Origin of the sequence: Falsiroseomonas sp. E2-1-a20 (assembly GCF_051433195.1) — a bacterium.
GTDB lineage: Bacteria > Pseudomonadota > Alphaproteobacteria > Acetobacterales > Acetobacteraceae > Falsiroseomonas.
In genome coordinates this window covers 63,056-87,366 of the sequence record NZ_JBHMFT010000005.1, presented here as the reverse complement: position 1 = coordinate 87,366, position 24,311 = coordinate 63,056, and the positions used below count along the sequence as shown (strand labels likewise).

At 68.3% G+C, this 24,311-nt stretch carries 26 protein-coding genes and 1 tRNA gene; 13 read left to right on the top strand and 14 right to left on the bottom strand.

Annotation, left to right across the window (positions count from 1 at the left end; genetic code table 11):
- Positions 1-22 precede the first annotated feature (22 nt).
- Positions 23-1,219 carry an amidase gene (locus tag ACFHPP_RS08415; RefSeq protein ID WP_437162818.1) on the bottom strand — a complete coding sequence of 399 codons (1,197 nt, stop codon included), beginning with the start codon at positions 1,217-1,219 and terminating at the stop codon, positions 23-25.
- Positions 1,220-1,290: 71 nt separating this feature from the next.
- The gene (locus ACFHPP_RS08410; RefSeq protein WP_437162817.1) at positions 1,291-1,986 is read right to left on the bottom strand and encodes a GNAT family N-acetyltransferase; all 696 of its coding nucleotides are present in this window, start codon (positions 1,984-1,986) and stop codon (positions 1,291-1,293) included.
- A 115-nt stretch (positions 1,987-2,101) separates the two neighbouring features.
- On the opposite strand from ACFHPP_RS08410, the gene ACFHPP_RS08405 reads away from it, so the two are divergent.
- The 5 genes from ACFHPP_RS08405 (at position 2,102) to ACFHPP_RS08385 (ending at position 6,961) form a co-directional block, all read left to right on the top strand.
- Positions 2,102-2,914, top strand: coding sequence for a ferredoxin--NADP reductase (locus tag ACFHPP_RS08405; RefSeq protein WP_437162996.1), 813 nt, complete (start codon positions 2,102-2,104; stop codon positions 2,912-2,914).
- 107 nt (positions 2,915-3,021) lie between these two features.
- On the top strand, positions 3,022-4,146 hold the full coding sequence (locus ACFHPP_RS08400; protein ID WP_437162816.1) for a TRAP transporter substrate-binding protein: 1,125 nt from the start codon (positions 3,022-3,024) through the stop codon (positions 4,144-4,146).
- 84 nt (positions 4,147-4,230) lie between these two features.
- Positions 4,231-4,827 carry a TRAP transporter small permease subunit gene (locus tag ACFHPP_RS08395; protein ID WP_437162815.1) on the top strand — a complete coding sequence of 199 codons (597 nt, stop codon included), beginning with the start codon at positions 4,231-4,233 and terminating at the stop codon, positions 4,825-4,827.
- Entirely contained in the window at positions 4,824-6,236 is a 1,413-nt protein-coding gene (locus tag ACFHPP_RS08390) for a TRAP transporter large permease (protein ID WP_437162814.1), read from the top strand. Before ACFHPP_RS08395 ends, ACFHPP_RS08390 begins: the two co-directional genes overlap by 4 nt.
- Positions 6,237-6,247: 11 nt before the next feature.
- Complete coding sequence (locus ACFHPP_RS08385) at positions 6,248-6,961, top strand: hypothetical protein (RefSeq protein WP_437162813.1); 714 nt, start codon at positions 6,248-6,250, stop codon at positions 6,959-6,961.
- Between the two features lie 6 nt (positions 6,962-6,967).
- Here ACFHPP_RS08385 and ACFHPP_RS08380 read toward each other — a convergent pair whose 3' ends face one another.
- On the bottom strand, positions 6,968-7,336 hold the full coding sequence (locus tag ACFHPP_RS08380) for a hypothetical protein (RefSeq protein WP_437162812.1): 369 nt from the start codon (positions 7,334-7,336) through the stop codon (positions 6,968-6,970).
- Positions 7,337-7,375: 39 nt separating this feature from the next.
- On the opposite strand from ACFHPP_RS08380, the gene ACFHPP_RS08375 reads away from it, so the two are divergent.
- The 5 genes from ACFHPP_RS08375 to ACFHPP_RS08355 all read left to right on the top strand — a co-directional run bounded on the left by ACFHPP_RS08375 (position 7,376) and on the right by ACFHPP_RS08355 (position 14,233).
- Entirely contained in the window at positions 7,376-8,314 is a 939-nt protein-coding gene (locus tag ACFHPP_RS08375; protein ID WP_437162811.1) for an ArsR/SmtB family transcription factor, read from the top strand.
- 14 nt (positions 8,315-8,328) lie between these two features.
- On the top strand, positions 8,329-11,829 hold the full coding sequence (metH, locus tag ACFHPP_RS08370) for a methionine synthase (RefSeq protein WP_437162810.1): 3,501 nt from the start codon (positions 8,329-8,331) through the stop codon (positions 11,827-11,829).
- Positions 11,830-11,967: 138 nt separating this feature from the next.
- Positions 11,968-12,855: a cation diffusion facilitator family transporter gene (locus ACFHPP_RS08365; protein WP_437162809.1), complete on the top strand. Its 888-nt coding sequence runs from the start codon at positions 11,968-11,970 to the stop codon at positions 12,853-12,855.
- Between the two features lie 518 nt (positions 12,856-13,373).
- Positions 13,374-13,679: an energy transducer TonB gene (locus ACFHPP_RS08360; RefSeq protein ID WP_437162808.1), complete on the top strand. Its 306-nt coding sequence runs from the start codon at positions 13,374-13,376 to the stop codon at positions 13,677-13,679.
- On the top strand, positions 13,673-14,233 hold the full coding sequence (locus ACFHPP_RS08355; RefSeq protein ID WP_437162807.1) for a cob(I)yrinic acid a,c-diamide adenosyltransferase: 561 nt from the start codon (positions 13,673-13,675) through the stop codon (positions 14,231-14,233). Before ACFHPP_RS08360 ends, ACFHPP_RS08355 begins: the two co-directional genes overlap by 7 nt.
- Before the next feature lie 7 nt (positions 14,234-14,240).
- On the opposite strand, the gene ACFHPP_RS08350 is transcribed toward ACFHPP_RS08355, so the two are convergent.
- A complete protein-coding gene (locus tag ACFHPP_RS08350) occupies positions 14,241-14,867 on the bottom strand; it encodes a glutathione S-transferase family protein (RefSeq protein WP_437162806.1) in 627 nt (208 codons plus the stop codon).
- 94 nt (positions 14,868-14,961) lie between these two features.
- Here ACFHPP_RS08350 and ACFHPP_RS08345 point away from each other — a divergent pair, with 94 nt between their 5' ends.
- Together ACFHPP_RS08345 and ACFHPP_RS08340 are read left to right on the top strand one after the other, a co-directional pair.
- On the top strand, positions 14,962-15,447 hold the full coding sequence (locus ACFHPP_RS08345) for a disulfide bond formation protein B (RefSeq protein WP_437162805.1): 486 nt from the start codon (positions 14,962-14,964) through the stop codon (positions 15,445-15,447).
- A complete protein-coding gene (locus tag ACFHPP_RS08340) occupies positions 15,447-16,004 on the top strand; it encodes a demethoxyubiquinone hydroxylase family protein (protein ID WP_437162804.1) in 558 nt (185 codons plus the stop codon). Before ACFHPP_RS08345 ends, ACFHPP_RS08340 begins: the two co-directional genes overlap by 1 nt.
- A gap of 7 nt (positions 16,005-16,011) precedes the next feature.
- On the opposite strand, the gene ACFHPP_RS08335 is transcribed toward ACFHPP_RS08340, so the two are convergent.
- Both ACFHPP_RS08335 and ACFHPP_RS08330 read right to left on the bottom strand, forming a co-directional pair.
- Positions 16,012-16,587, bottom strand: a complete 576-nt coding sequence (locus tag ACFHPP_RS08335) for an HNH endonuclease (RefSeq protein ID WP_430669660.1) — start codon at positions 16,585-16,587, stop codon at positions 16,012-16,014.
- Between the two features lie 151 nt (positions 16,588-16,738).
- The gene (locus tag ACFHPP_RS08330; protein WP_437162803.1) at positions 16,739-17,401 is read right to left on the bottom strand and encodes an alpha/beta hydrolase; all 663 of its coding nucleotides are present in this window, start codon (positions 17,399-17,401) and stop codon (positions 16,739-16,741) included.
- Between the two features lie 42 nt (positions 17,402-17,443).
- On the opposite strand from ACFHPP_RS08330, the gene gluQRS reads away from it, so the two are divergent.
- The gene (gluQRS, locus tag ACFHPP_RS08325) at positions 17,444-18,301 is read left to right on the top strand and encodes a tRNA glutamyl-Q(34) synthetase GluQRS (protein ID WP_437162802.1); all 858 of its coding nucleotides are present in this window, start codon (positions 17,444-17,446) and stop codon (positions 18,299-18,301) included.
- A gap of 4 nt (positions 18,302-18,305) precedes the next feature.
- On the opposite strand, the gene ACFHPP_RS08320 is transcribed toward gluQRS, so the two are convergent.
- From ACFHPP_RS08320 to ACFHPP_RS08285, 8 genes are all read right to left on the bottom strand, one after another.
- Complete coding sequence (locus ACFHPP_RS08320) at positions 18,306-19,025, bottom strand: ABC transporter ATP-binding protein (RefSeq protein WP_437162801.1); 720 nt, start codon at positions 19,023-19,025, stop codon at positions 18,306-18,308.
- On the bottom strand, positions 19,025-19,867 hold the full coding sequence (locus tag ACFHPP_RS08315) for an ABC transporter ATP-binding protein (protein WP_437162800.1): 843 nt from the start codon (positions 19,865-19,867) through the stop codon (positions 19,025-19,027). The genes ACFHPP_RS08320 and ACFHPP_RS08315 overlap by 1 nt, the downstream gene beginning before the upstream one ends.
- Positions 19,864-21,171, bottom strand: a complete 1,308-nt coding sequence (gene livM / locus ACFHPP_RS08310) for a high-affinity branched-chain amino acid ABC transporter permease LivM (RefSeq protein WP_437162799.1) — start codon at positions 21,169-21,171, stop codon at positions 19,864-19,866. The genes ACFHPP_RS08315 and livM overlap by 4 nt, the downstream gene beginning before the upstream one ends.
- On the bottom strand, positions 21,168-22,082 hold the full coding sequence (locus ACFHPP_RS08305) for a branched-chain amino acid ABC transporter permease (protein WP_437162798.1): 915 nt from the start codon (positions 22,080-22,082) through the stop codon (positions 21,168-21,170). Before ACFHPP_RS08305 ends, livM begins: the two co-directional genes overlap by 4 nt.
- Positions 22,083-22,199: 117 nt before the next feature.
- Positions 22,200-22,275 (bottom strand) — tRNA-Phe (locus ACFHPP_RS08300).
- 78 nt (positions 22,276-22,353) lie between these two features.
- Positions 22,354-22,539, bottom strand: coding sequence for a DNA gyrase inhibitor YacG (locus tag ACFHPP_RS08295; protein WP_437162797.1), 186 nt, complete (start codon positions 22,537-22,539; stop codon positions 22,354-22,356).
- Complete coding sequence (locus ACFHPP_RS08290; RefSeq protein WP_437162796.1) at positions 22,536-23,702, bottom strand: ribonuclease E/G; 1,167 nt, start codon at positions 23,700-23,702, stop codon at positions 22,536-22,538. The genes ACFHPP_RS08295 and ACFHPP_RS08290 overlap by 4 nt, the downstream gene beginning before the upstream one ends.
- Positions 23,699-24,277: a Maf family protein gene (locus ACFHPP_RS08285; RefSeq protein WP_437162995.1), complete on the bottom strand. Its 579-nt coding sequence runs from the start codon at positions 24,275-24,277 to the stop codon at positions 23,699-23,701. The genes ACFHPP_RS08290 and ACFHPP_RS08285 overlap by 4 nt, the downstream gene beginning before the upstream one ends.
- Between the last annotated feature and the right edge of the window lie 34 nt (positions 24,278-24,311).

Sequence of the window (24,311 nt, the reverse complement as noted above, 5' to 3'; positions counted from 1 at the left end):
GAAACGGGCAAGCCGGGTGGCCTCAGATCGCGAGTTGTAATTCGCCCGCCACCCTCTCGGCCAGCGCGAGCAGCGCCCGGTCGCGGCCAGGTGCCGCCACCAGTGAGAGGCCGACCGGCGCGCCGTCCACCCTGGCCGCCGGCAGAGTGACCTCGCAGAGTCCGGCGAGGCCGGCGATCGCAGTTACCCCCATTGTTCGCTCCCGCACCGCCTGCTGAGTCTCGGCGCCCGCATCGAGGAGCGGTGCCGGAACCGGAGAGGTGGGGAAGATGAGCACGGCGCCGCCGGCCAGCATGGCCCGTAGCCTGTGCTGGAACATGGTACGGAATCCTCGCGCGGTGGCGGCCTGGCCAGGGTCCGTCGCCTTGGCGGCCGCGAAGCGCTCGGCCACGCCGGGCCCGAAGGCGGGGCTGGTTGCCTCCACCCAGGAGCCAAGGCTGGCCCAGGCTTCCTCTGCCTGCGCTGCGCGGAAGTGGTGGAAGACCTGTTCAAGTCCTTCGGGCGCGACCTGCATGGACAGGGCCGGCCCCAGCACCCGTTCCGCCTTGGCGAGCGCCTCGGCCAACGCCGCGGCCGTCTGCGGCACGGCGTTGACCCAGGCCTCCTGCACCTTGACCAGCGGGCCGAGGGGCCCTTCGCCACCGCCTGGCAGCAGGACTTCCCCGACCCGACGCAGCACGGAGGCGCGGGAGGCGAACCATCCCGCGGTGTCGAAGCTCGGACCCAGCGGGCAGGCGCCCGCCAGGTTCACGGCGCCCCAGGAGGGGCGGATGCCGAAAATGCCACAGTAGCTGGCGGGGATGCGGACCGAGCCGCCGGTATCGCTGCCGAGGGCAAAATCCACCAAGCCGGCTGCGACCGCAGCGGCGGAGCCGCAGGAGGATCCTCCGGGGAACCGGTCCGGCGCGGCGGGATTGACCGGCGTGCCGTACCAGACGTTCTCGCCGGTCAGGCCATAGGCAAGCTCGACGGTCTTCGTCTTGCCGCGAAGATGCGCGCCGGCCTGGAGAAGCGAGAGGATGACGGGCGCGGTGGCGGCGGCGGGCGGGTGGGTTCGCAGCCAGTCCGGATTGCCGTAGCCGGTGGTGACGCCGGCCAGGTCGAACAGGTCCTTGACGGCGAAATCAAGGCCGGTGAGGCCCCCCCCAGTCGCTCCGGCCAGTTCCGATCGGGGGCCCGGGATGAAGGCGCCGACCTGGTCGTCGAGATCACGTGGCATGGTACAGGACTCCGTCAGCGTTCCGGAAAGGCCGTCTCGTCTGGCACCAGCAGGTTTTGTGCCAGAACGACCTAGGGAGCAGGCGCCGCATCGCTCCGGGACAGGGACTTTCGCGGCCGCTGCCCGTGGTCCCAGTTCGCATCATCCAACCACTCGGCAATCCGCTCCCGCCGCGCTGGCCATTCATCCTCCAGGATCGCGTAGAAGGCGGTGTCGCGCCGGCGACCCTTGACCACCATGTGCGCCCGCAACTCGCCCTCGAAGGTGAAGCCGAGGCGGGCTGCGGCGCGGCGGGAGGGTTGGTTCAAGGCATTGCACTTCCAGACCAGGCGGCGATAGCCGAGGTCGTCCATGGCATGGCGCATCAGCAGGAACATCGCCTCGGTCGCGGCGCGCGTGCGCTGGAGGCGAGGGGAGAACCAGATGTGGCCGAGTTCGATCGCGGCGTTGCTTGGCTGGATCTCCATCAGTGTCAGCCACCCGGACACGAGGCCGCTGGAGTGTGGGCGGACCGCCCAGGCCATCGGGTCGTGCTGCGACGCGAAGCTGGCGACATGGCGCCGCATCGCCTCCGCATCGGCGAAGGGGCCGTAGCCGAGATAGGCCCAGCCCGCCGCATCCCGATCGGCCTGCGCGGCATCCCAAAGCTCCGCCGCATGACGCACCGCGAGCGGCTCAAGCGTCACCGCCTGCCCGCGATGCGGCGTGCGGGCCGGCAGCGGACGCGGCGTGGGATCTACGATCGGGCCGAGCGGGGGCTGGCTCATGGATGGCAAGACCTTCAGGTGGCGCAATACCAGCATGGCGCAGCTTCCCGCGGCGGGCGAGGGTGGGGATCTCATTCGGATTGCGGCAGGGGCGGGGATGACGCATAGGGGGCGCATGTCCTCCCCCAGCGCCCCGCCGGCCCTCGCCGCCGCCCCGCCCGGGTTTTTCCTGGAGCGGGTCTTGTCCGTCCATCATTGGACGGACCGCCTGTTTTCCTTCACCTGCACCCGAAGCCCGCAGTTCCGCTTCACGGCGGGCCACTTCGTGATGATCGGGCTGATGGTCGACGACAAGCCGCTGGTCCGTGCCTACTCCCTGGTGAGCCCGCCCTGGGAGGAGCACCTCGAGTTCCTGTCCATCAAGGTGCAGGACGGGCCGCTGACCTCCCGCCTGCAGCATGTGGTGCCTGGAGACGGCGTGTTGATTGGCCGCAAGGCGACAGGGACGCTGCTGATCGAGAATCTGGCACCTGGCGGTACGCTATGGCTGTTCGCAACCGGCACGGGCCTTGCGCCGTTCCTCAGCCTGATCCGCGATCCGGAAACCTATGACCGCTACGAGCGAGTGGTGGTGGCGCACACCGTGCGCCAGGTTGCCGAACTGGCCTATCGGGACCTGATCGCCAAGGCACTGCCCGAACATGAACTGCTTGGTGACGTGGTGCGCGAAAAGCTGCTTTACTACCCAAGCGTGACCCGCGAGCGTTTTCCCAACCAGGGGCGGGTGACGACGCTGCTCGAATCGGGGCGGATTTGCACTGATCTCGGCCTGCCGCCGATCTCCCCGGCATCGGACCGCGCCATGCTGTGCGGCAGCGAGGCGATGAACGCGGATATGCGGGCACTGCTGGAGGCGCGGGGTTTCACCGAGGGCGCCAACAACCGTCCCGGCACCTTCGTGGTCGAGAAGGCCTTTGTCAGCAAGTAGCTTCACCACCGGGGCATTGCGTATACCCGCGAGCGTGCCTAATGAAGCGGTGGAGCAATTCGCCGAATGATCCGCAAAGCGGACACTCGGCGCGTCTGGAGGGAACGATGAGCGAAACCAAGATTCCTGGGGCAGGCCGGCGCGGCCTGTTGAAGGCTGCCGCGGTCGGTGCGACGGGCACGGCGGTGCTGGCAACGCCGGGCGTAAGCCGGGCGCAGACCGTGAACCTGCGGTTCCAGTCGACCTGGCCGCAGCGCGACATCTTCCACGAATTCGCCAACGATTTCGTCACGCGCGTCAATGCGATGGCGGGCGGACGCCTGAGGCTGGAGCTGCTTCCGGCCGGCGCCGTGGTCGGCGCCTTCCAGCTGCTGGATGCGGTTTCGGCCGGAACGCTGGACGGCGGCCATGGCGTGTCCGCCTACTGGTTCGGCAAGAACAAGGCCTTCAGCCTGTTCGGCACCCCGCCCGCCTGGTTCGGCAATGCCCATGAATATCTTGGCTGGTTCCACTACGGCGGTGGCGAGGCGCTGTACAACGAGTTGGTCCGCGACATCCTGCGGGTGAACGTCGTGGGCTTCCAGTCCGGGCCGATGCCGACGCAGCCGCTCGGCTGGTTCAAGAACCCGATCACCGACGTCGCCCAGCTGCGCGGCCTGCGCTACCGCACCGTGGGTCTGGCGACCGACCTGTTCAACGCCATGGGTGCCGCGGTGACCGCGCTGCCGGGGGGCGAGATCGTGCCGGCCCTGGAGCGTGGCGTGATCGACGGCGCGGAGTTCAACAACCCGTCCTCCGACCGCGTCCTCGGCTTCCCGGACGTGGCCAAGAACTACATGATCCAGAGCTTCCATCAGAACACCGAGACCTTCGAGATCCTGTTCAACCGGACCAGGTTCGAAGGGCTGCCGGAGGAAATCCGCGCCATCATCCGGCATGCTTCGGAAGCGGCGTCCTCCGACATGTCCTGGAAGCAGCAGGACCGGTACTCGAAGGACCTGATCGAGATGACGCAGACGCAGGGCGTGCAGGTGCGCCCGACCCCGCGTCCGATCCTGGAAGCGCAGCTGCGCGCCTGGGACCAGGTCATCACCAACCTGGAGACGGACCCGTTCTTCAAGAAGGTGACGGACAGCCAGCGCACCTGGTGCCGTCGCGTCGGCAACTTCTACCTGCGCTACCAGGCGCCGGCGGCAGTGTCCTACACGCACTTCTTCGCACGCCAGAACTGAACATCGCGGATCGAGGCTGATGGACCCGCCCGGCAGAACCGGGCGGGTCTTTGTTGAGCGGACCAGGTTCGGGAAAGACTCGAGATGCAGCCCATCCTGCTGGCGATCGACCGGTTCAGCGCCTTCATGGGCAAGCTGTTCGCCTGGCTGATCCTCGCCCTGACCCTGGCCATCTGCTACGAGGTCTTTGCGCGCTACCTGTTCAGGGCCCCGACCAGCTGGGTCTTCGACGTGTCCTACATGCTGTATGGCACCCTGTTCATGATGGCGGGCGCCTACACCCTGTCCCGCGCCGGGCATGTCCGGGCGGACTTCGCGTATCGCCTCATGGCGCCGCGCCGGCAGGCGCTGATCGACCTCAGCCTCTACATCCTGTTCTTCCTGCCGGCGATGATCGGCATGATCATCTATGGCTGGGACTTCTTCCTGTTGTCCTACAACCAGAACGAACAATCCTCGGTCAGCCCGGATGGACCGCTGGTCTGGCCGTTCAAGTTCATTGTTCCCTTCGCCGCGGCGACCGTCCTGCTGCAGGGCCTGGCCGAGATCGCCCGGTGCTGGATCTGCCTGCGCGATGGCGACTGGCCGCAGAAGCTGAACGATGTGGAGGAAATGGAAGTCCTGGCGCTCGAGGAAGCTCGGCGGAAATACGAAGCCGAGCAGAAGGGGCAGCCGGCATGAGCGATCCCGTCATCGGCATGGTGATGCTGACCAGCTTCATCTTCGTGATCCTGCTGGGCTTTCCGGTTGCCTTCACCCTGATGGCGATGGGGATCGGCTTTGGCTACCTCGCCATGGAAATGCGCGTCTTCGACCTGCTGGTGCAGCGCACCTATGCTGTGATGGCGAATGATGTCCTGATCTCCGTGCCGCTGTTCATCTTCATGGGCTACGTCATCGAGCGGGCGAACATCCTCGACCGCCTGTTCCGATCGCTGCAGATGGCATCCGGTGGCCTGCCGGGTTCCCTGGCCATCGCGACGCTTGCAACCTGTGCGCTGTTCGCCACCGCAACCGGCATCGTCGGCGCGGTGGTGACGCTGATGGGGCTGCTGGCCTTCCCGGCCATGCTGCGCGCCGGATACGATGCGCGGCTGGCGGCCGGCGTGACCTGTGCGGGTGGCTGCCTCGGCATCCTTATCCCGCCATCGATCATGCTGATCCTGTATGGCGCGACCTCCGGCACCTCCGTCGCCCGGCTGTATGCGGCCGCCTTCTTCCCCGGCCTGGGCTTGGCGCTGCTGTACATGCTGTACGTGCTGGCGGTGGCGACCGTTCGACCCGCCATGGCGCCTCGCCTGCCGCCTGAGGAGCGCAATGTCCCGGTGGCAACCATACTGCTGGCGCTAGTCACTTCCTTCTTCCCACTGGCGGCGCTGATCGGGATGGTGCTTGGCGCCATCCTGTTCGGGCTGGCGACACCCTCGGAAGCGGCGGCCATGGGGGCGATGGGTTCGATCCTGCTGGCGTTGCTCTACAACGCCCTGAGCTTCCAGCGCCTGAAGGAAAGCGTGTTCCTGACGGCGCGGACCACCGCCATGGTCTGCTGGCTGTTCGTTGGCGCCTACATCTTCACATCGGTCTTCGGCTATCTCGGCGGACACCACATCATCGAGAACCTGTTCGTCGAGCAGCTCAGCCTGAACACCGTCACCTTCCTGATCCTGACGCAGTTCATCATCTTCCTGCTCGGCTGGCCGTTGGAGTGGTCCGAGATCGTGCTGATCTTCGTGCCGATCTTCCTGCCGCTGCTGGACACCTTCGGCGTCGACCCGATCTTCTTCGGCGTGCTGGTGGCCTTGAACCTTCAGACGTCCTTCATGACCCCGCCCGTTGCGATGGCCGCCTACTACCTGAAGGGCGTGGCGCCGCCACAGGTGCGTTTGACCGAGATCTTCGCCGGATGCCTGCCATTCGTCGGCATCGTCGTGGTCGGCATGGCCATGCTGTACATCTTCCCCGGCATTGCAACCTGGCTGCCATCCTACCTCTACGACCATGTCCAGAGCGGGCCGGTGCAGGATCTGATGTCGATCCCGGAAGGCGGCTTCGACATACCGCAGCTTCCCGACCTGCCTCCCCTGAACTGATGCTTCCGAGCATGGATCAGGAGAACGACAACCGCATCGCAGCGGCGAAGTGGCTTATCGAGGCACTGGAATCGGGAAGCCCGCTGGCGCCGCTGCCGGACGGCCTGGCGCCTCCGGACGTCGAGGCGGGCGCCGAGATCGCGGCGGCGGTGCTGGAGGAGACCGGGTACGTCCCGTGCGGGTTCCGCCTGCTGTTCCGGGATGCGGGCGATCCGGTCGCGGGTCCGATGCTGGAAGGCCGCCTGTTGCGCGCCGGCACGACGGTGGCGCTCCCGGCCCTGCGCCATGCGCGGGCCAGCGCCGCGATGCTTGGCGTCCTGGCCGAAGCGCTGCTGCCCGATGACGAGGGCGCACCTGTGCTGGCTCGGGTTCATCCGGCACTGGATCTCGCAGCATCCCGCTTCACCGACCTCCCGGAGGACGTCCCGACGCTGACGGCCGATCTCGGCCTGCTTGGCTATGTTGTGGTCGGCAAGGCCGCTGCCAGTCCTGCGGGTCCCATTGCGGTGTCACTCGCCGAGGCGTCGCTCCGCCGGAAGGGCCTTCCAGTCGACCTCATGGCGGCCTTTGCGACGGCAGCGGTGGCGGCACGGGCGCGCGGTGGGCTTCCGGCTGGCGCGGTCCTGGTCGTCGCCGGCCTGTCGCCTGCCCTGGTGCCGGTGGCAGGTGCGTCCCTCGCGGCCCGGTTCGCGGGACTGGGCAAGGCGGAAGCGGCCTTCGTCTGAGTCGAGTCAGCCCGCACGGTAACGGGCGGCCACCAGGCGGTCGCCGGCGAGCGCTTCCGTCAACTCCAGCCTTCCGGCCTCCGTGATCGCCACGGCAACGACCCTTTCGAACCAGCCGCACTGGCCGCGGACGCGAGCCTGGAACAACCGGTCGAGCGCGAGCGCCGCCTCGCTGCGGCCTGTGCAACAGGCGCATGCGACGCCATGGCCGGCTTGGGGCTGGAAGCGTGCCTCGGTCAGGACCGGGCCAGGTGGCTGGTCGAGACCGGCTTCGAGCAGGAGTGCCGCTGGCGGTCCTCCGCGCAGCGCGCTGGCGGCAGCAGTGGCGTCTGCCAGCAGCAGCAGTGGGATGCGGGCGTCAACAGACCAGGTCATGGACTAGACATAAGGATATCTTTATGTCATTTGCAAGCCATGGAAGACCTTCTCGCCCAACTTCGCGCGGCGGCCGAGCCAACCCGGCTACGGCTGCTTTCGCTCTGCGCGCGCGGGTCGTTCTGTGTTTCCGACCTGTGCGGCATCCTGGGGCAGTCCCAGCCCCGCCTGTCCCGCCACCTCAAGCTGCTGGTGGAGGCGGGCCTGCTGGAGCGGCTGCCGGAGGGCGCCAATGTGTTCTTCCATCTGCCCGCCGATGCCGACCTGATACGCCAGATCCTGGCGCGGTTGCCGGAGGAGGATCCGCTGCTGGCCGCAGATCGCCGGGCCGCCGCGCGGCTTGCGGCGGAACGGGCACGCGCGGCGTCCGATGCCTTTCGCCGGCATGGCGCAGAATGGGACGAGATGCGGGCCCTGGAGCTCCCAGCCGAGGGCATCGAGGCGGCGCTGCTGGCGATGCTGCCGCCGCGGCTCGAGCGCCTGCTGGATATCGGCAGTGGCACTGGCCGCCTGCTGGAGGTTCTGGCGGCGCGATGCGGCAGCGCCCTTGGCGTCGATGCAAGCCGCGAGATGCTGGCCCTGGCCCGTGCGCGTCTGGCGGAGCGTGGCTTGACGCATTGCTCCGTGCGGCAGGCCGACATGTATCGGCTGCCTCTGCCGAACGGCGGCTTCGATGCGGTCACGCTTCAGATGGTGCTGCACTACGCGGAGGATCCGGCCGCGGCATTGGCCGAAGCGGCGCGCGTGTTGCGCCCGGGTGGCCTTCTGGTGGTAGTGGACATGGCGCCTCACGCCCGCGCCGACCTGCTGGGCCGCCACGCGCATCGCTGGCCCGGGTTCGACGACGCGCAACTTGCCGGCTGGCTTGGTGCCGCGGGCTGCGCCTTGCGCGCCGCTCATACGATTGATGGACCTCTGGCGGTACGGCTGTGGCCGGCGACGCGCCAGCCGGTTTCCGTCCCCGTTTCATCGCGCTGACAGGGAACATCAGAATGTCTCGCCCGCATCTTCTCGACGCGCTCAAGGACCAGGTTCTGCTCTGCGACGGTGGCATGGGCAGCCGCGTCCAGGCGCTGACGCTCGACGTGGAGAAGGACTACTGGGGCAAGGAGAACTGCACCGAGGTGCTGAACCTGTCCCGCCCCGACCTCGTCCGCGAAATCCACCGCGGCTATTTCGAGGCCGGCGCCGACATGGTGCTGACCAACAGCTTCGGTGGCTCGCCGGTCACGCTCGGTGAGTTCGAGCTGGAGGACCGCGCCTTCGAGATCAACAAGCTGTCTGTCGAATTGGCGCGGGAGGCGGCGGAGACCTTCGCGGACGGCCGGCATCGCTGGGTGATCGGCGACATCGGGCCGGGCACCAAGCTGCCGAGCCTCGGCAACATCGGCTATGACGCGCTGGAGGCGGCGCTGGTGGTGCAGTGCCAGGGATTAATCGCCGGTGGTGCGGATGCGCTGCTGACCGAGACGAACCAGGACACGCTGTTCATCAAGGCCGCCGTCAACGCCGCGAAGATCGCGCGCAAGCAGGCGAATTCGAACATCCCGATCTTCGTGCAGGTGACGGTGGAGACCACGGGAACGCTGCTGGTCGGCCCGGATATCGGCGCGGCGACGACGGTGGTGCATTCGCTCGACGTGCCGCTGATGGGGCTGAACTGCGCCACCGGCCCGCAGGAGATGGCGGAGCATGTGCGCTGGCTGTCGCAGAACTGGCCCGGCCTGATCAGCGTGCAGCCGAATGCCGGGCTGCCGGAGCTGGTCGATGGCAAGACCCACTACCCACTCGGCCCGAACGAGTTGGCGAGCTGGATGGAGCGCTTCATCGTCGAGGACGGGCTGAACCTGATCGGCGGCTGCTGCGGTACCTCGATGCCGCACATCCAGGCGCTGGACGCACTGCTGCGGAAGCTTGGCAAGTCCGGCCACCGGCCGGCGCCGACCCGGAGAAATCCGGTCTGGGTTCCATCCGTGGCCAGCCTGTATTCCGCCACATCCCTGCGGCAGGAGAACAGCTACTTCTCCATCGGCGAACGCTGCAACGCCAACGGCTCCAAGCTGTGGCGTCAGCGGCAGGAAGCGCATGACTGGGATGGCTGCGTCGCCATCGGCCGCGAACAGGTGGCGGAGGGGTCGAACTCGCTCGACATCTGCACCGCCTTCGTCGGGCGCAACGAGACGCAGGAAATGGACGAGGTGATCCGTCGCTTCACCAGCAGCGTGAACTCGCCCCTGGTGATCGACAGCACGGAAACGCCGGTGATCGAGGCGGCGCTGAAGCTGCATGGCGGCAAGCCGATCATCAACTCGATCAATTTCGAGGATGGTGAGGATGCGGCGCATGACCGCCTCAAGCTGGCCAAGAAGTTCGGTGCCGCCGTCATCGCGCTGACCATCGACGAGGTCGGCATGGCGAAGACGGCGGAGGACAAGCTGCGGATCGCAACCCGGTTGGTGGAATTCGCCTGCGGCAAATATGGCCTGGCGCAATCCGACCTGCTGATCGACCCGCTGACCTTCACCATCGCCACCGGCAACGAGGATGACCGCAAGCTCGGTCAGTGGACGCTGGAGGGCATCCGCATGATCCGGGAAAAGTTCCCGGACATCCAGATCATCCTCGGCCTGTCGAACATCTCCTTCGGCCTGAACCCGGCGGCGCGGCATGTTCTGAACAGCGTGTTCCTGGACCATGCCGTGAAGGCGGGCATGACGGGCGCCATCGTGCATGTCTCCAAGATCAAGCCGCTGCACCAGATTCCGCCGGAGGAGGTGGAGGTGGTCGAGGATCTGATCTTCGACCGCCGCCGTGAGGGTTATGACCCGCTGCAGAAGGTGCTGGAGATCTTCTCCGGCCGGAAGGCGGCGGACAACGTCAAGAAGGTGCGCGCCGAGACGGTGGAAGGCCGGCTCAAGGACCGCATCGTCGATGGTGACCGCAAGGGGCTGGGCGAGGAATTGCAGGTGGCCCTCGACCAGGGCAACACGCCGCTGTCGATCATCAACGACGTGCTGCTCGACGGCATGAAGGTGGTGGGCGAGCTGTTCGGCGCCGGCAAGATGCAGCTGCCCTTCGTGCTGCAGAGCGCTGAGACCATGAAGGCCGCCGTCGCCTATCTTGAGCCCTTCATGGAGAAGGTGGAGGGCCAGGAGAAGGGCACCATCGTGCTCGGCACGGTGAAGGGCGACGTGCACGACATCGGCAAGAACCTGGTCGACATCATCCTGACCAACAACGGCTACAAGGTGGTGAACCTCGGCATCAAGGTGCCGCTGCTGGACATCGTCGCGGCTGCCAAGGAGCACAAGGCGCACGCGATCGGCATGTCCGGCCTGCTGGTGAAGTCCACCGTGGTGATGCGCGAGAACCTGGAGGAGATGAGTCGCCAGGGCATCGACATTCCCGTCATGCTCGGCGGCGCTGCGCTGACGCGGAACTATGTCGAGGATGACTGCGTGCAGGCCTATGCCTGCGGCCGCGTCGCCTATGCCCGGGATGCCTTCGACGGCCTGCACCTGATGGACAAGGTGATGGGCAATGGCTTCGAGGATTACCTCTCGGCCTTGCAGGCCAAGCGCGCCGGCAAGGCGAAGAACGAAAAGCGGGTGCTCGGCCAGGCGGACCCGCGGGGCTTCGCGCCGGTCGACCTCGGCTACGCCCAGGAACGGCGCCGCCGCGTCTCGGCCGAAAGCGCCGTGCCGGTGCCGCCCTTCTGGGGCGCCCGCGTGGTGGAGGCGCCGCCCAAGGCGGTGATTCCCTTCATCAACGAGCGCAGCCTGTACCAATTCCAGTGGGGCTTCCGGAAGGCGGGACGGTCGCTGGAGGATTTCCTCGGCTGGGCGAAGCAGGAACTGCGCCCGGTGCTGAAGCGGATGCTGGCGCTGGCCGAGGAGCAGAAGATTCTGCGGCCACAGGCGGTCTACGGCTACTGGAAATGCGCCGGCCAGGGCAACGACCTGGTGCTGTTTGCCGAGGACGGGGCGACCGAGGTCTGCCGCTTCAACCTGCCGCGCCAGCCGAAGCCGGATGGCGAGTGCATCGCCGACTTCGTGCGCGACATCGACGAAGGGCCGGCGTCCCGCGATGTAATCGGGCTCCAGGTGGTGACGGTCGGGCAGAAGGCGTCCGACATCGCGCGCGAATGGTTCGAGGACAACCGCTACCAGGATTACCTGTACCTGCACGGCCTTTCGGTGGAGATGGCGGAGGCGATGGCGGAATACCTGCACAAGCGCATCCGTGCCGAACTCGGCTTCGCCGGGGAGGATGATCGCGACATGGACAAGATGTTGCAGCAATCCTACCGCGGCGGCCGCTATTCCTTCGGCTACCCCGCCTGCCCGCGGCTGGAAGACCAGGAAAGCCTGTTGCGGCTGTTGCAGTCAGACCGCATCGGCGTGTCGCTGTCCGATGAGTGGCAGCTGCATCCGGAACAGTCGACCAGCGCCATCGTGCTGCACCATCCGCGGGCCAAGTACTTCTCGGTCTGACCGCGGCGCGCCACCCTTCGCCGCGCCGGACTTGCGGCGAGGCGGGGAGGCGGGGCATCAAGCGGCGGTCTTGCGGAGGCGCAGCGTGACCGGGTCTTGCATCATCCGCCGATCCATTCCGCCATCCGGCGGTGGGGCATGAAGCGCGTCCAGACCATCGCGGCGATCAGCGTCGTGGTGGCCCTGGGCGTGCTGGGCCTGAAGGCTGCCGCCTGGTGGATCACGGGCAGCGTCGCACTGTTCGCCGACGCATTGGAAAGCGTGGTGAACGTGGCGGCGGCGCTGGCGGCGCTGGCGGCCATCCGCGTCTCCGCCCGCCCGCCCGATGCCGATCATCCCTATGGCCACGCCAAGGCCGAGTATTTCTCGGCGGTGCTGGAAGGGGTCCTGATCTGCGTCGCGGCCCTGCTGATCCTGAACGAGGCCTGGTCCGCCTGGCAAACTCCGCGTGTCCTGGAAGGTGCCGCCGCAGGGCTGGCGGTCTCGGTGGTGGCGACCAGCATCAATGCCGGCTGGTCTGCGATGCTGTTTCGGCGGGGGCGTGCTGCGCGCTCGCCGGCCCTGATCGCCGATGCGCGCCACCTGCTGGCTGATGTGGTGACCTCGGTCGGTGTGGTGGCGGGGGTTGCCCTGGTCGCGGTGACGGGACTCGCCTGGATCGACCCGCTGCTGGCGGCGCTGACGGCGCTGAACATCCTGGTCTCGGGCTGGCGCCTGATGCGCGAATCCTTCGGCGGCCTGATGGACGAGGCGGTGCCGGGGGAGGAGTTGGCGCGCATCCGTGGCCTGGTCGCCGCCAATGCCGACGGGGCGATCGAAGCGCACGACATCCGCACCCGGCGCTCCGGCCCCACCACCTTCGTCGAATTCCATCTGGTGGTTCCGGGCGACATGACGGTGACGGAGGCGCATGACATCTGCGATCGGATCGAGGCGGCGCTGAAGGCCGATCTGCAGGCCGCCCTCATCACCATCCATGTCGAGCCGGAGGGCAAGGCCAAGCATCGCGGCGTGCTGGTTCTTTGAGAGGGGAAGGGCGTCTCGCCGGCCGGGCCTCGCGCGGGCGCAGCGGCGCCGCCGCCGGATGGCTCGCGGGCTCCGTCCTGGTGCATGCCGGGCTCGGACTGGCCCTGGCGAGGCTTCCGGCCAGCCTGCCGCAGGAGGTTCCGGACCGTCGGGTTGCCCTGATCTGGTCCGAACAAGGCGAAGGAGCCGGCGACGCCGCGGATTCCACGGGCATGGCGGCTGCGGCCGATCCGGTGCCGGCGGCACAGGCAAGCCGGGACGTGCCTGAAGCGGAGGCCGCGGACGCCGCGCCGCTGGCGCAACCCGCCGAGCCGGACCAGGCGGCATTGCCGGATCCGGCCGAAGGCATGGCGCCTCCGGATACGACCCTGCCTCTGCCGCCGCCGGCCGCACCGCGACCGCCAGCATCACCTGCCTCTCCGCCCCGCCAGGCCGCGGCACCTGCCCCCGCCCCAACCGCCCCCGCTGGCCCAGCCGCCGCGGCACCAGCCCCGCCTCAAGCGGCTGGAGGAACCGAGGTGTCGGGCGCGGTCCGGCCCCCTCGCCAGCTGGGGGGCAGCTTCAACGCGCCACCCGCCTATCCCAGCGCCAGCCGCATGCGGAATGAACAGGGCCGCGTGACGCTGATGGTGGAGATCAGCGCGGCAGGCCAGGTGACCGACGCGGCTGTCCAGGTCTCGGCGGGCTATCCGGCGCTGGACCGCGCCGCGCTGGAGGCGGTCCGGACCTGGCGGTTCGAGCCGGCGCTGCGCGACGGGCAGCCGGTGCAATTCGTCACCTCGCTCCATATCTCGTTCCAACTTGAAGGAGGCCTGCGATGGTGAAGCTCGACGTCATCACGACCCGCGGCGGCGATGCCGGCGAGACCTCGCTCGGCGACGGGACGCGGGTGCGGAAGGACGCGCTGCGGGTGGCGGCCTATGGCACGGTGGATGAGGCCAATGCGGTGCTCGGCCTGCTGCGCCTGCACCTGCAGGGGGATCGGGCCGGGGATGCCATGCTGGCGCGGATCCAGAACGACCTGTTCGACCTGGGCGCCGATCTTTGCGTACCCGGCACCGGCGGCGATCGGCTGCGTGTCTCCGATGCGCAGTGCCTGCGGCTGGAGGCCGAGTTGGCGGAGATGAACGCGGTCATCCCGCCGCTGCGCAGCTTCGTGCTGCCGGGCGGCAGTGCCGGCGCCGCCTATGCCCACCTGGCGCGCACCGTGGTGCGGCGGGCGGAGCGCGAGGTGGTGGCGCTGGCGGCGGAGGATGCGGTGAACCAGGCGGTGATCCGCTACCTGAACCGCCTGTCGGACCACCTGTTCGTGCTGTCGCGCCGGCTGAACGGCAATGGGGCCGAGGATGTGGTCTGGACCCCCGGCGCCGGTCGCTAGACCGCCTTCAGGTCAGTGGTCCGGCGCAGTGCCGGGTGAAGCCGGGGCGCGCCAGCAGGCGGTCATACCACCCGCGCAGCGCGGGCATCTCGGCGCGCTCGATCGGCAGGGCGAACCAGCGATGGACATAGATGCCGAGCGCGATATCGGCGATGGTCAGATGGTCGCCCGTGACGAAGGGCTTGCGGCCGATGGCCCGGTCCAGCATGGCCCATAGCGTCTCCGCCTCCGCCCGCGCCTTGTGCGTCGCGGTCCAGTCGCGCTCGGGCTCCGGGATGCGGACATAGGTGAAGAACACGGTGGTCATCGGCCGGTTGATGGCCGAGATCTGCCAGTCGAGCCAGCGGTCACAATCCGCTGCGACCCGAAGGTCTCCCGGATAGATCGGGCTCTGCGGCGCCCGGCTGCGGGCGAGGTAGCGCAGGATGGCATTGCTTTCCCACAGGACGAACCCGTCCGGCTCCTCGATCGTCGGGACCAGCGCGTTGGGGTTCTTGGCCAGGTAGTCGGGCTCCCGCGTCCGTCCGAAGGCACCGCCGGCATCGATCCGCTCGAAGGGCAGGCCCAGTTCCTCGCACAGCCACAACACCTTCATGACGTTGGACGAATTCGCCCGGCCCCAGATGCGCAGCATTTTTCCGACTTCCTTCAGGATGGTCCCGCACGGTAGGTCGGCCCCGGGCGAGGGTCCAGTTGCCGAGCGCCATCGGCTGGACGATGAAGGCGGCATGGCATTTCCGTTCCTGATCGCGGCGTTGTCCGCCGCGGCGCCGCTGCTGGCGATGGGCTTCGAGCGCTGGCCGGGCCTCGCGCCCTGCGCATTGTGCCTCTGGCAGCGCTGGCCATACTGGGTTGCCGCGGCCCTGGCCCTGGCGGCAGGGCTGTTGCCAGGCGTGGCAGGCCGCTGGCTGCTGCGCGGCGCGGCCCTTGCTGTCCTTGCTTCCGGCGGCATTGCGCTGCTGCATGTGGGGGTGGAACAGGGGTGGTGGCCATCGCCGCTGCCCGCCTGCCTCGCGCCCGGGGTGGGCACCGGCACCAGCGTGGACGACCTGCTGCGGGACCTGGCGCCGCGGCCGACGAAGCCGTGCGACGAGCCGGCCTATCTGATTCCGGGCCTGCCCCTTTCCGTCGCGACGATGAACCTGATCTATGCGCTGCTGTTGGCCGGCTGGACGTTCCGCCGCGCCGGCCGCGACACCGGAGGGATGCGCTGATGCCGAACCGCGAGACCGCCGAAGGCCGCCTGCCAGGCGACCCCACCCCGCGTGACTACGTCGCCCGCACGATCCGCGTGGACCACGCCGGCGAATACGGCGCCAAGCGCATCTATGAGGGCCATTTGGCGATATTGGGCCGCACGAAATACGGCCCGGTCATCGAGCACATGAAGGCGCAGGAGCAGGTCCACCTGGACACCTTCGCCGGCCTGATCGCCAAGCGCCGGGTGCGGCCGACGGCGCTGCTGCCGATCTGGCACGTCGCCGGCTTCGCGCTCGGCGCGGCGACGGCCCTGCTCGGCCATCGGGGCGCCATGGCCTGCACCGTCGCGGTGGAGGAGGCGATCGACGAGCATTACCAGGCCCAGGCCGCGACCCTGGGCGATGACGAGGCGCCGCTGCGCGAGAAGATCGAGCGCTTCCGGGCAGAGGAGCTTGAGCACCGCGACATCGGCCTGGAGAACGAGGCGGAGCTGGCCCCGGCCTACCGGCTGCTGAGCGCCGCCATCAAGGCCGGCTGCAAGGTCGCCATCAAGGTCAGCGAGCGGGTTTGAACCGGGCTCAGCTTTCCAACTCGCTGTCCCAGTACAGGTAGTCCCGCCAGCTTTCATGCAGGTAGTTCGGCGGGAAGGACCGGCCGTTCTCCTGCAATTCCCAGCTGGTCGGCTGGCGCGGCTCCTGGCGGGGGAACATGCGGCACTCCCGCGGCAGCTTGTTGCCCTTGCGCAGGTTGCAGGGGCCGCAGGCGGTGATGACGTTGTCCCAGGTGGTGCGCCCGCCGCGGCTGCGCGGGATGACGTGGTCGAAGGTCAACTCCGGTGTCGGCCGGCCCTGGCCGCAGTACTGGCATTCGAAGCTGTCGCGCAGGAACACGTTGAAGCGGGTGAAGGCCGGGCGCCGTGCCGCCGGGATGTAGTCCTTCAGTGCAATCACGCTGGGCAGGCGCATCGTGACGCGCGGCGAGTGCACGACCGTCTCGTATTCCGACAGCACCGAGACGCGGTCGAGGAACACCGCCTTCACCGCATCCTGCCAGGCCCAGACCGAGAGCGGGAAGTAGGACAACGGACGGAAATCCGCGTTCAGGACGAGCGCGGGGAAGGACTGACCCAACTGGAAGTGTCCGCCGTCAGGCAAGCGCCACTCCTGTGAATGGCAGCGGACCCAGCCCTGGGGCTCTAAACGTTAGGCAAGCCCCATATGCTGTGGCAGCGCCGCGTTGACCGCTTCTACATGCCAGCGCCGGTCCGCGCGCGCAACCGCCGCGACGGGACGTTTCACGTGGCGGTCATGTGGATGCCGCGAGGACGCGCTGCAGCGTCAGGGCGCCGAGGCTGATGCCGACCTCGTCGATGCCGTGTTCGAGGCAGGGGCGGTAGGCGGCCTCGACGTCGAATCCGGCTGCCGACAGCACCTGTTCGGCGCGTCGGCTGGCGGCGGCCGGAACCACCTCGTCGGCCTCGCCATGCACCAGCAGCACGGGCGGCGAGGCCTGCTTCTCGGCGGCCAGCGTCTCCGGCCCGAGCAGCGCGCCGGCGTAGGCCAGTACCGCGGCGCACCCTCCTGGTTGCCGCAGCCCCGCATGGAGTGCCGTCATCGCGCCCTGGCTGAAGCCCATCAGCACCAGATCGGCACGGGAGAGGCCGAGGCTGGCCACGGCCTGGTCCAGCCGTGGGCGCAGCCAGTCGGAGGCGGCCTGGACACCCGCCAGCATCTGCGCCGGCGAGCGATCCTGCAGGCTGAACCACTGGCGGCCGTAGGGCGCCATGTCGCAGGACTCCGGCGCGTGCGGCGCGATGAACAGGGCATCCGGCACCACCCTTCCCCAGCCTGGCGCTAGGTCGATCAGGTCGAAGCCGTCGGCGCCCACGCCATGCAGCAGCAGCACCAGGTGGCGCGGCTTGCCACCGGAGGCTGGCCCCCATTGGGGGCCATCGAAGGTGTCGTCCATCTCTTGCTCCGTCGGCCGGGGTTCGGCTACCCGGATCGGAGGATGACCGCGCCCCGGCCCCTCGTCACCCGTTTCGCCCCGAGTCCGACAGGGTTCCTGCATCTCGGGCACGCGCATTCCGCCCTCGCCGGGTGGCGGGCCGCGCGGCAGGCGGGCGGGCGCTTCCTGCTGCGGATCGAGGATATCGACGCGACCCGCTGCCAGCCGGCCTTCGCCGCGGCCATCGAGGAGGATCTGGCGTGGCTCGGGCTCGACTGGGACGGGCCGGTGCGGGTGCAGTCCCGGCACATGCAGGATTACGGATGGACGCTGGATTCGCTGAAGGCGCGCGGCCTGCTGTTCCCTTGTTTCTGCACCCGCACCGATATCGCGCGCGAAATTGCGGGCAGCGCCGCTGCGCCGCACGGCCCGGACGGTCCGCTCTATCCCGGGACCTGCCGACGCTTGCCGGTGGCGGAGCGGCAGGACCGGATAACCCAGGCCGTGCCGCATGCCTGGCGCCTGGACATGGGCCGGGCGCTGGCGGACCTGCCGGCACCTCTGTCGTTCGAAGAGGCCGGACGCGGCCGCATCACCTGCGACCCGGCGCGGTTCGGCGACGTGGTTCTGGCGCGGAAGGAGGTGCCGGCCAGCTACCACCTGTGCGTCACCCATGATGACGCGAGGGACGGCGTCACGCTGGTGACGCGGGGCGAGGACCTGCTGCCGGCCACCGACCTGCATCGCCTGTTGCAGCATCTGATGGGCTGGCCGGAGCCCGCCTATGCGCACCACAAGCTGCTGATGGGGCGGGATGGACGCAGGCTGTCCAAGCGAGATGGCGCGGTGCCGCTACGGGACCTTCGCGCGGGCGGCGTGACGCCCCGTGAGGCACGCGCCATGGCTGGCTTTCCCGGCTGACGCCTCAGTGCCCGCCGCCGAGGTAGGCGTCGCGGATCTCCGGCCGCGCCAGCAACTCGCTGCCGGTGCCGCTCATGGTGATGCGGCCGGTCACCAGGACGTAGCCGCGATGCGCCAGGCGCAGCGCCTGGTTGGCATTCTGCTCGACCAGCAGCACGGTCAGGCCCTCGCGCTCATTCAGGTCGCGGATGGCGGCGAAGATCTGCCGCGATATCAGGGGTGCCAGCCCCAGCGAAGGCTCATCCAACAGCAACAGTCGGGGGCGGGACATCAGGGCGCGACCGATGGCCAGCATCTGCTGCTCGCCGCCGGACAGCGTCCCGCCGCGCTGCGTCTGGCGTTCCTGCAACCGCGGGAACAGGGCGAAGACGCGGGGCAATTCGGGGCCCGGGTCACGGCCAACCGCCTGCGCGCCCATCACCAGGTTTTCCAGCACGGACATGCGCGGAAAGATGCGCCGACCCTCGGGCGATTGGGCCACGCCGCTGCGCATGATCTCGAAGGTCGGCCTGGCGCTGATGTCCGTGCCTTCCAGCATGATACGGCCGGCACTGGCGCGCGGGTCGCCGCAGATGCTCATCAGCAGGGTGGATTTGCCGGCTCCGTTGGCGCCGATCAGCGTGACGATTTCGCCGGGGTCGACATGCAGCGAGACGCCCTTCAGCGCCTGCACGGCGCCGTAGCTGGCCACAAGCCCGTCCACCTCCAGCATCGGCTTCGTCATCACGCCTCATCCTCGCCGAGATAGGCTGCGATGACATGGCGGTCGTTGCGGATGACCGTCGGCGTGCCCTCGGCGATCTTCTTGCCGTGGTCGAGGACCACGACGTGGTCGGAGATCCGCATCACGATGCCCATGTCATGCTCGATCAGCAGGACGGAGGTGGGGGCGCTCGTGGTCGCGGTGCCATCGCGGATCGCGACCAGCAGCCGCGCCAGGTCGTCCGACTCGCGCGGGTTGAGGCCGGCCGCGGGTTCATCGAGGCAGAGCAGTGCCGGCGTGGTGCACATGGCGCGCGCGATCTCCAGCCGGCGTTGCGCGCCGTAGGGCAGGGCCCCGGCCGGGTCGTCCGCACGGTCCACCAGGCCAATCGCCCGCAGCCAGTCCACCGCGCGATCCACCGCCTCGGCCTCCGCCGCCTTGTAGCCGGAGATGCCGAGCATGGCGCCGATGCCGAAGCCTGTCGCTTTCTGCAGCTTCAGGTGCTGCGCGATCAGCAGGTTCTCCAGAACCGTCATCCCGGCAAACAGCCGGATGTTCTGGAAGGTGCGGGCGACGCCGGCCCGCGCGATGCGGTGGTCCTTCAGCCTCTGCAGCGCGGCCACGCTGCCATCGGCGCGGCGCAAGCTGATCTGCCCCGAAGTCGGACGGTAGAAGCCCGTGATGCAATTGAAGACCGTGGTCTTGCCGGCACCGTTCGGGCCGATCAGCGCGGTGATGCTGCCGCGCTGCACCTGGAAGTCCACCGAATCGACGGCGAGGAGACCGCCGAAACGCATGCTGAGGGCGGTGACGGCCAGGATTTCCGTGCCGGCCTCCAGGCTTGTTGCAACGGCTGCGCTCATCCGCGGCCCTCGCTGACATGGTGGCCCTCGATCCGACGCGGTCCGCCGAGCAGGATGCTGGGTGCGCGGGTGCCGACGAGGCCGCGCGGACGCATGACCATGATGGCGACCATGGCGGCACCGAAGACCAGCATCCGGTATTCCTGGAGGTCGCGGAACAGCTCGAACCCGCCGATCATGACGATCGCCGCGACCGCGATGCCGATCTGACTGCCCAGCCCGCCCAGGACCACGATGGCCAGGATGATAGCGCTCTCGATGAAGGTGAAGCTTTCCGGGCTGATGAAGGCCTGCCGGGTGGCGAAGAAGGCGCCGGCGAAACCGGCGAACATGGCGCCCAGCGCAAAGGCGGTCAGCTTGGTGTTGGTGATGTTGATTCCCAGGGCGCGGCAGGCGACCTCATCCTCCCGCAGGGCTTCCCAGGCACGGCCGATGGGCTGACGGCGGATGCGGATGGCGACCCAGTTGGTCAGCAGCGCCAGGCACAGGATCAGGTAGTACAGGAAGATGACGCGGTGCGAGGGGCTGGGCTCGATCCCGAAGAAGCCCGCGAAGCTGCCCGGCTCGCCCCCCATGCTGAAGGGCAGGCCGAAGAAGGTCGGCCGGGGAATGCCCGAGATGCCGTTCGGGCCGCCGGTCAGCGAGACCCAATTGAGCAGCACGATGCGGATGATCTCGCCGAAGGCCAGGGTGACGATGGCGAGGTAGTCTCCCCGAAGTCGCAGGACCGGGAAGCCGAGCAGCACGCCCCAGAAGGCCGCCAGGATTCCGGCCAGTGGCAGGCAGAGCCAAAAGGAAAGGCCGAAGTACTGGGCCAGCAGGGCGTAGGAGTAGGCGCCGACCGCATAGAAGGCGACGTAGCCGAGGTCCAGCAGCCCCGCGAGGCCGACGACGATGTTCAGTCCCCAGCCCAGCATCACATAGGTCAGCACCAGGATCCCGAGGTCCAGCTCATAGCGGCCGATGCCGGGAATGAGCGGCAGGATCAGCGCCACCGCGAGCAGCGCCGGGCCGAAGAACACCCCGGCAGTGGACAACGTACCGGCCAGCCGCGCGGCCCCATCGGGCGAGAGTTGGGGGCGCCGCCACAGCCCCATTGCAAGCCGCAGCGCGAAAACCAGGCCGCAGAGCAAAGCCACCTCGGGCCATCGGGTACGGAGGAACAGGGCGCCGGTCGGCGCCACATCGGTCCGCACCCCAACCATCACCACGAATAGCCCGAACGCAACGAGCGTGGCCTTGAGCGCATCGATCAGCGCGGGCCGAAGGCGCCCTGCCGGGCGATGCGCCTCCTGGCCAGTCATACCTTCTCGACCTCCTGCCGCCCAAGCAGGCCGGTCGGCAGGAAGACCAGGGTCAGGATCAGGATCCCGAAGGCGGCGACATCCTTGTACTGGACGGAGAAATAGGCGGACCAGAAGGTCTCGATCAGGCCGATGAGGAGGCCGCCCAGCACGGCGCCTGGCAGGCTGCCGATGCCGCCCAGTACGGCAGCCGTGAATGCCTTCACGCCGACGATGAAGCCCATGAAGAAATCGGCGATGCCATAGCGCAGAAGGTACAGCGTGCCGGCCACAGCTGCGAGCGCGGCGCCGATGACGAAGGCGAGGCTGATGGTCCGATCCGTGTTGATGCCAAGGAGGGAGGCCATGCGGCGATCCTGCTCGCAGGCGCGCATCGCACGGCCGAGCGCTGTTTTCGTGACCAGCCATGTGAACACGGCCAGCACGGCCAGCGTCGAGGTGATGATGAGGATCTGCATGTATGAAAGCTGGACCACAAAATTGCCATCCCGCATCAGCTCAATCCCACCACGGATCTGCGGCTCCAGCGGCTTGACCCGCGCACCCTGGCTGACCTGGACGAAGTTCTGCAGCACGATGGACATGCCGATGGCGGAAATCAGCGGCGCCAGGCGGAAGCTGCCGCGAAGGGGACGGTAGGCGACGCGCTCCACCGTCCAGCCATACAGTGCCGTGAACGCCATGGAGATCGCCAGGACCAGGAGTATCGCAGCCGGGCCATCCATCAGGCCACCCGAGATCAGCATCAGGATGGCAACCAGCGCCACGAAGGCACCGACCATGAAGATGTCGCCGTGGGCGAAGTTGATCATGCCGATGATGCCGTAGACCATTGTGTAGCCCACGGCGATCAGGCCGTAGATCATCCCCAAGCTGATCCCGTTGATCAACTGCTGCAGCGCGTAGGCCAAGATCCGGTCCCTCGGAATCGGTCAATCGTAGGGACGGTCACGCAACCGCGCAGGTGACGCAAGAGGATTTCAGCGTGGGAGGGTGGTGGCTGCTGGACGGCAGTCCACAGGGAGGGATGGTGCCCAGGAGTGGAATCGAACCACCGACACTGCGATTTTCAGTCGCATGCTCTACCAACTGAGCTACCTGGGCCCCTTGAGAGGAAGCGCTTGCGCCTCCGGTAGAGGCGCGCGTGATAGCGGAAGGTGTCCAGCCTGTCCACCCATGCCTTCAGCGGCTTTCGTCCGGCGGCAGCGGGTCGTCCTCGACCGGTATTGCATAGTCTCCGCGAAGCCACCGGCCGAGATCGACCTGGGCGCAGCGCTCGGAACAGAAGCGGGAAGCCGGGTCGGTGACGGCACGTCGGCAGATGGGGCATACTCGGGGGAATGGCTTGGTGGGTCTGCTGTTTGTCATGGCGAAGGCTCCGCAACCTGCTCCTGGCCTGGGCGCAGTCTGGGGTCAGGCTCCAGAACCAGGGACCTGCCCGTCGCCTCCCGATAGGCGGCGAGGACACCCGCCTCAAGGCTGAGTGCCGCGATCACCTCCGGTGCCGCACGCAGCGCCAGGGCCGTGCCCTGCGAGGCGGCGGATTCGCGCAGCGCCTGCCGAAGCGCTGCCAGCCCACGGGTCAGCGGCGTCGGAGGAGTTCCCAAGATTTCGTGCAGTGGCGGATGGATGCGGGGGCGCACAATCTCCATCAGGCCAAGACCGGTCAGGCCCAGCAGCCGGGGCTTCAGCGGATCGACCAGCAACGCCGCCGCCATCGGCGCGACGAGGGCCTCACGTTGCCGGACCGAAAGACCGGCAAAATCCACAAGGATGGCGCCGGCCAGGTTCCGCAGCCGGATCTGGCGTGCGACCTCAAGAATGGCCAGTGCATTGACCCGCTTGTGTGCCATCGGGTCGCGGCTGCCGGCAGCGGGGCCGGTATCCACGTCGATTGCGGTCAGCGCCGAGGTTGGCTGGATGACCAGGCGCGCCCCATCCTTCAACGCGACAAACGGCGAAAGCAGATCCTCGAAGGCCGCTTCCAACTCCGCATCGAAGGCAGTTCCAAGAACGAGCGAGACACGCCCCTTGCCGATCCGGGCGCCAAGCGATGCCGCAAGTCGCGCGTTGTCCGTGACGACGGAGGCGTTCGGCCAGTCCCGCGCCAGCCGGGTCGCCGTATCATCCCCTCGCCGCAGCAGAAGCGGCGCCGAGCCGGTGGTGGTGGCGGCGAGCGCCAGTTCGGCTGCGCTCAGGCGGGCAGTCGCACGCGGGCCCTTGCCGCCCTGCGCTGCCCGGATGAGTCGCACCGGCAGCGCCTGGCCTTCCTGCAACGCCTGCGCAATTGGCCGGCGGGGGGGCGGCAGTTCGCCCTCTGGAAGAAAAGCCGTGGTTCCATCCTGCAGGGTCAGGAAGGCGCCGCTCATGGCCGCGGCGAGGGCGGACACCCGCGCCAGGTGCAGGTCACCGACCCCATCGGGACGGCCGGTCCGTTCGACGGCCGCGACCTCCAGCACTCCGCCCCGGAGCCCCGCGACCCGAACCTCGCCGGGCGTGGCGCTGACGCGGATCTCCGGCTGATCCTTCATGGCCTCAGCCAGCCAGCTCCTCGAAGCAGCTGCGCGGTTTCGAACAGCGGAAGGCCCACGACATTGGAGTGGCTGCCGGACAGGAACCGTACGAACATCTCGGCACGGTTCTGGATCTGGTAGCCACCGGCGGCGCCGCGCCATTCGCCGCTGGCCACATGATCCTCGATCTGGGCCTGCGTCAGCCTCTGGAACGCCAGGACGCTGGTGACCAGCCGGGAGATCTGCCCACCATCCGGTCGTTGCAGGCAGACAGCGGTCATCACGCGATGCCGGCGACCGGACAGCAGGGTCAGGAATTGCGTGGCCTCCGCCGCATCGGACGGCTTGCCCAACAAGCGCCGGCCGAGTGCGACAACGGTATCGGCGGCCAGGATCAGCGCATCAGGCTCGGCGCGAGCGCCAGCCGCGGCCTTCGCCGCGGCCAGGCGGATGGCCAGGAGGCGCGGCAGTTCCGCCTTGCGAGGCGCCTCGTCGATGTCAGTCGGCAGCACGCGGTCTGGCGTGATCCCGATACGCGCGAGAAGGTCCAGGCGCCGCGGGCTCGCGGAAGCCAGCACGAGCTTCGGGCGCATGGCTCCGGATTCAGGGGCACCAGCCCCGTCGCCC

What these genes read in the sequence shown, in the direction of transcription:
- ACFHPP_RS08350 (WP_437162806.1), bottom strand. Translation starts at nt 14,867, where the DNA reads ATGCTGCGCATCTGGGGCCGGGCGAATTCGTCCAACGTCATGAAGGTG.
- ACFHPP_RS08320 (WP_437162801.1), bottom strand. Translation starts at nt 19,025, where the DNA reads ATGACGAAGCCGATGCTGGAGGTGGACGGGCTTGTGGCCAGCTACGGC.
- ACFHPP_RS08330 (WP_437162803.1), bottom strand. Translation starts at nt 17,401, where the DNA reads ATGGACGACACCTTCGATGGCCCCCAATGGGGGCCAGCCTCCGGTGGC.
- ACFHPP_RS08295 (WP_437162797.1), bottom strand. Translation starts at nt 22,539, where the DNA reads ATGACAAACAGCAGACCCACCAAGCCATTCCCCCGAGTATGCCCCATC.
- livM (WP_437162799.1), bottom strand. Translation starts at nt 21,171, where the DNA reads ATGACTGGCCAGGAGGCGCATCGCCCGGCAGGGCGCCTTCGGCCCGCG.
- ACFHPP_RS08415 (WP_437162818.1), bottom strand. Translation starts at nt 1,219, where the DNA reads ATGCCACGTGATCTCGACGACCAGGTCGGCGCCTTCATCCCGGGCCCC.
- ACFHPP_RS08315 (WP_437162800.1), bottom strand. Translation starts at nt 19,867, where the DNA reads ATGAGCGCAGCCGTTGCAACAAGCCTGGAGGCCGGCACGGAAATCCTG.
- ACFHPP_RS08400 (WP_437162816.1), top strand. Translation starts at nt 3,022, where the DNA reads ATGAGCGAAACCAAGATTCCTGGGGCAGGCCGGCGCGGCCTGTTGAAG.
- ACFHPP_RS08365 (WP_437162809.1), top strand. Translation starts at nt 11,968, where the DNA reads ATGAAGCGCGTCCAGACCATCGCGGCGATCAGCGTCGTGGTGGCCCTG.
- ACFHPP_RS08290 (WP_437162796.1), bottom strand. Translation starts at nt 23,702, where the DNA reads ATGAAGGATCAGCCGGAGATCCGCGTCAGCGCCACGCCCGGCGAGGTT.
- ACFHPP_RS08380 (WP_437162812.1), bottom strand. Translation starts at nt 7,336, where the DNA reads ATGACCTGGTCTGTTGACGCCCGCATCCCACTGCTGCTGCTGGCAGAC.
- ACFHPP_RS08345 (WP_437162805.1), top strand. Translation starts at nt 14,962, where the DNA reads ATGGCATTTCCGTTCCTGATCGCGGCGTTGTCCGCCGCGGCGCCGCTG.
- ACFHPP_RS08285 (WP_437162995.1), bottom strand. Translation starts at nt 24,277, where the DNA reads ATGCGCCCGAAGCTCGTGCTGGCTTCCGCGAGCCCGCGGCGCCTGGAC.
- metH (WP_437162810.1), top strand. Translation starts at nt 8,329, where the DNA reads ATGTCTCGCCCGCATCTTCTCGACGCGCTCAAGGACCAGGTTCTGCTC.
- ACFHPP_RS08355 (WP_437162807.1), top strand. Translation starts at nt 13,673, where the DNA reads ATGGTGAAGCTCGACGTCATCACGACCCGCGGCGGCGATGCCGGCGAG.
- gluQRS (WP_437162802.1), top strand. Translation starts at nt 17,444, where the DNA reads ATGACCGCGCCCCGGCCCCTCGTCACCCGTTTCGCCCCGAGTCCGACA.
- ACFHPP_RS08405 (WP_437162996.1), top strand. Translation starts at nt 2,102, where the DNA reads ATGTCCTCCCCCAGCGCCCCGCCGGCCCTCGCCGCCGCCCCGCCCGGG.
- ACFHPP_RS08395 (WP_437162815.1), top strand. Translation starts at nt 4,231, where the DNA reads ATGCAGCCCATCCTGCTGGCGATCGACCGGTTCAGCGCCTTCATGGGC.
- ACFHPP_RS08390 (WP_437162814.1), top strand. Translation starts at nt 4,824, where the DNA reads ATGAGCGATCCCGTCATCGGCATGGTGATGCTGACCAGCTTCATCTTC.
- ACFHPP_RS08385 (WP_437162813.1), top strand. Translation starts at nt 6,248, where the DNA reads ATGGATCAGGAGAACGACAACCGCATCGCAGCGGCGAAGTGGCTTATC.
- ACFHPP_RS08340 (WP_437162804.1), top strand. Translation starts at nt 15,447, where the DNA reads ATGCCGAACCGCGAGACCGCCGAAGGCCGCCTGCCAGGCGACCCCACC.
- ACFHPP_RS08410 (WP_437162817.1), bottom strand. Translation starts at nt 1,986, where the DNA reads ATGAGCCAGCCCCCGCTCGGCCCGATCGTAGATCCCACGCCGCGTCCG.
- ACFHPP_RS08375 (WP_437162811.1), top strand. Translation starts at nt 7,376, where the DNA reads ATGGAAGACCTTCTCGCCCAACTTCGCGCGGCGGCCGAGCCAACCCGG.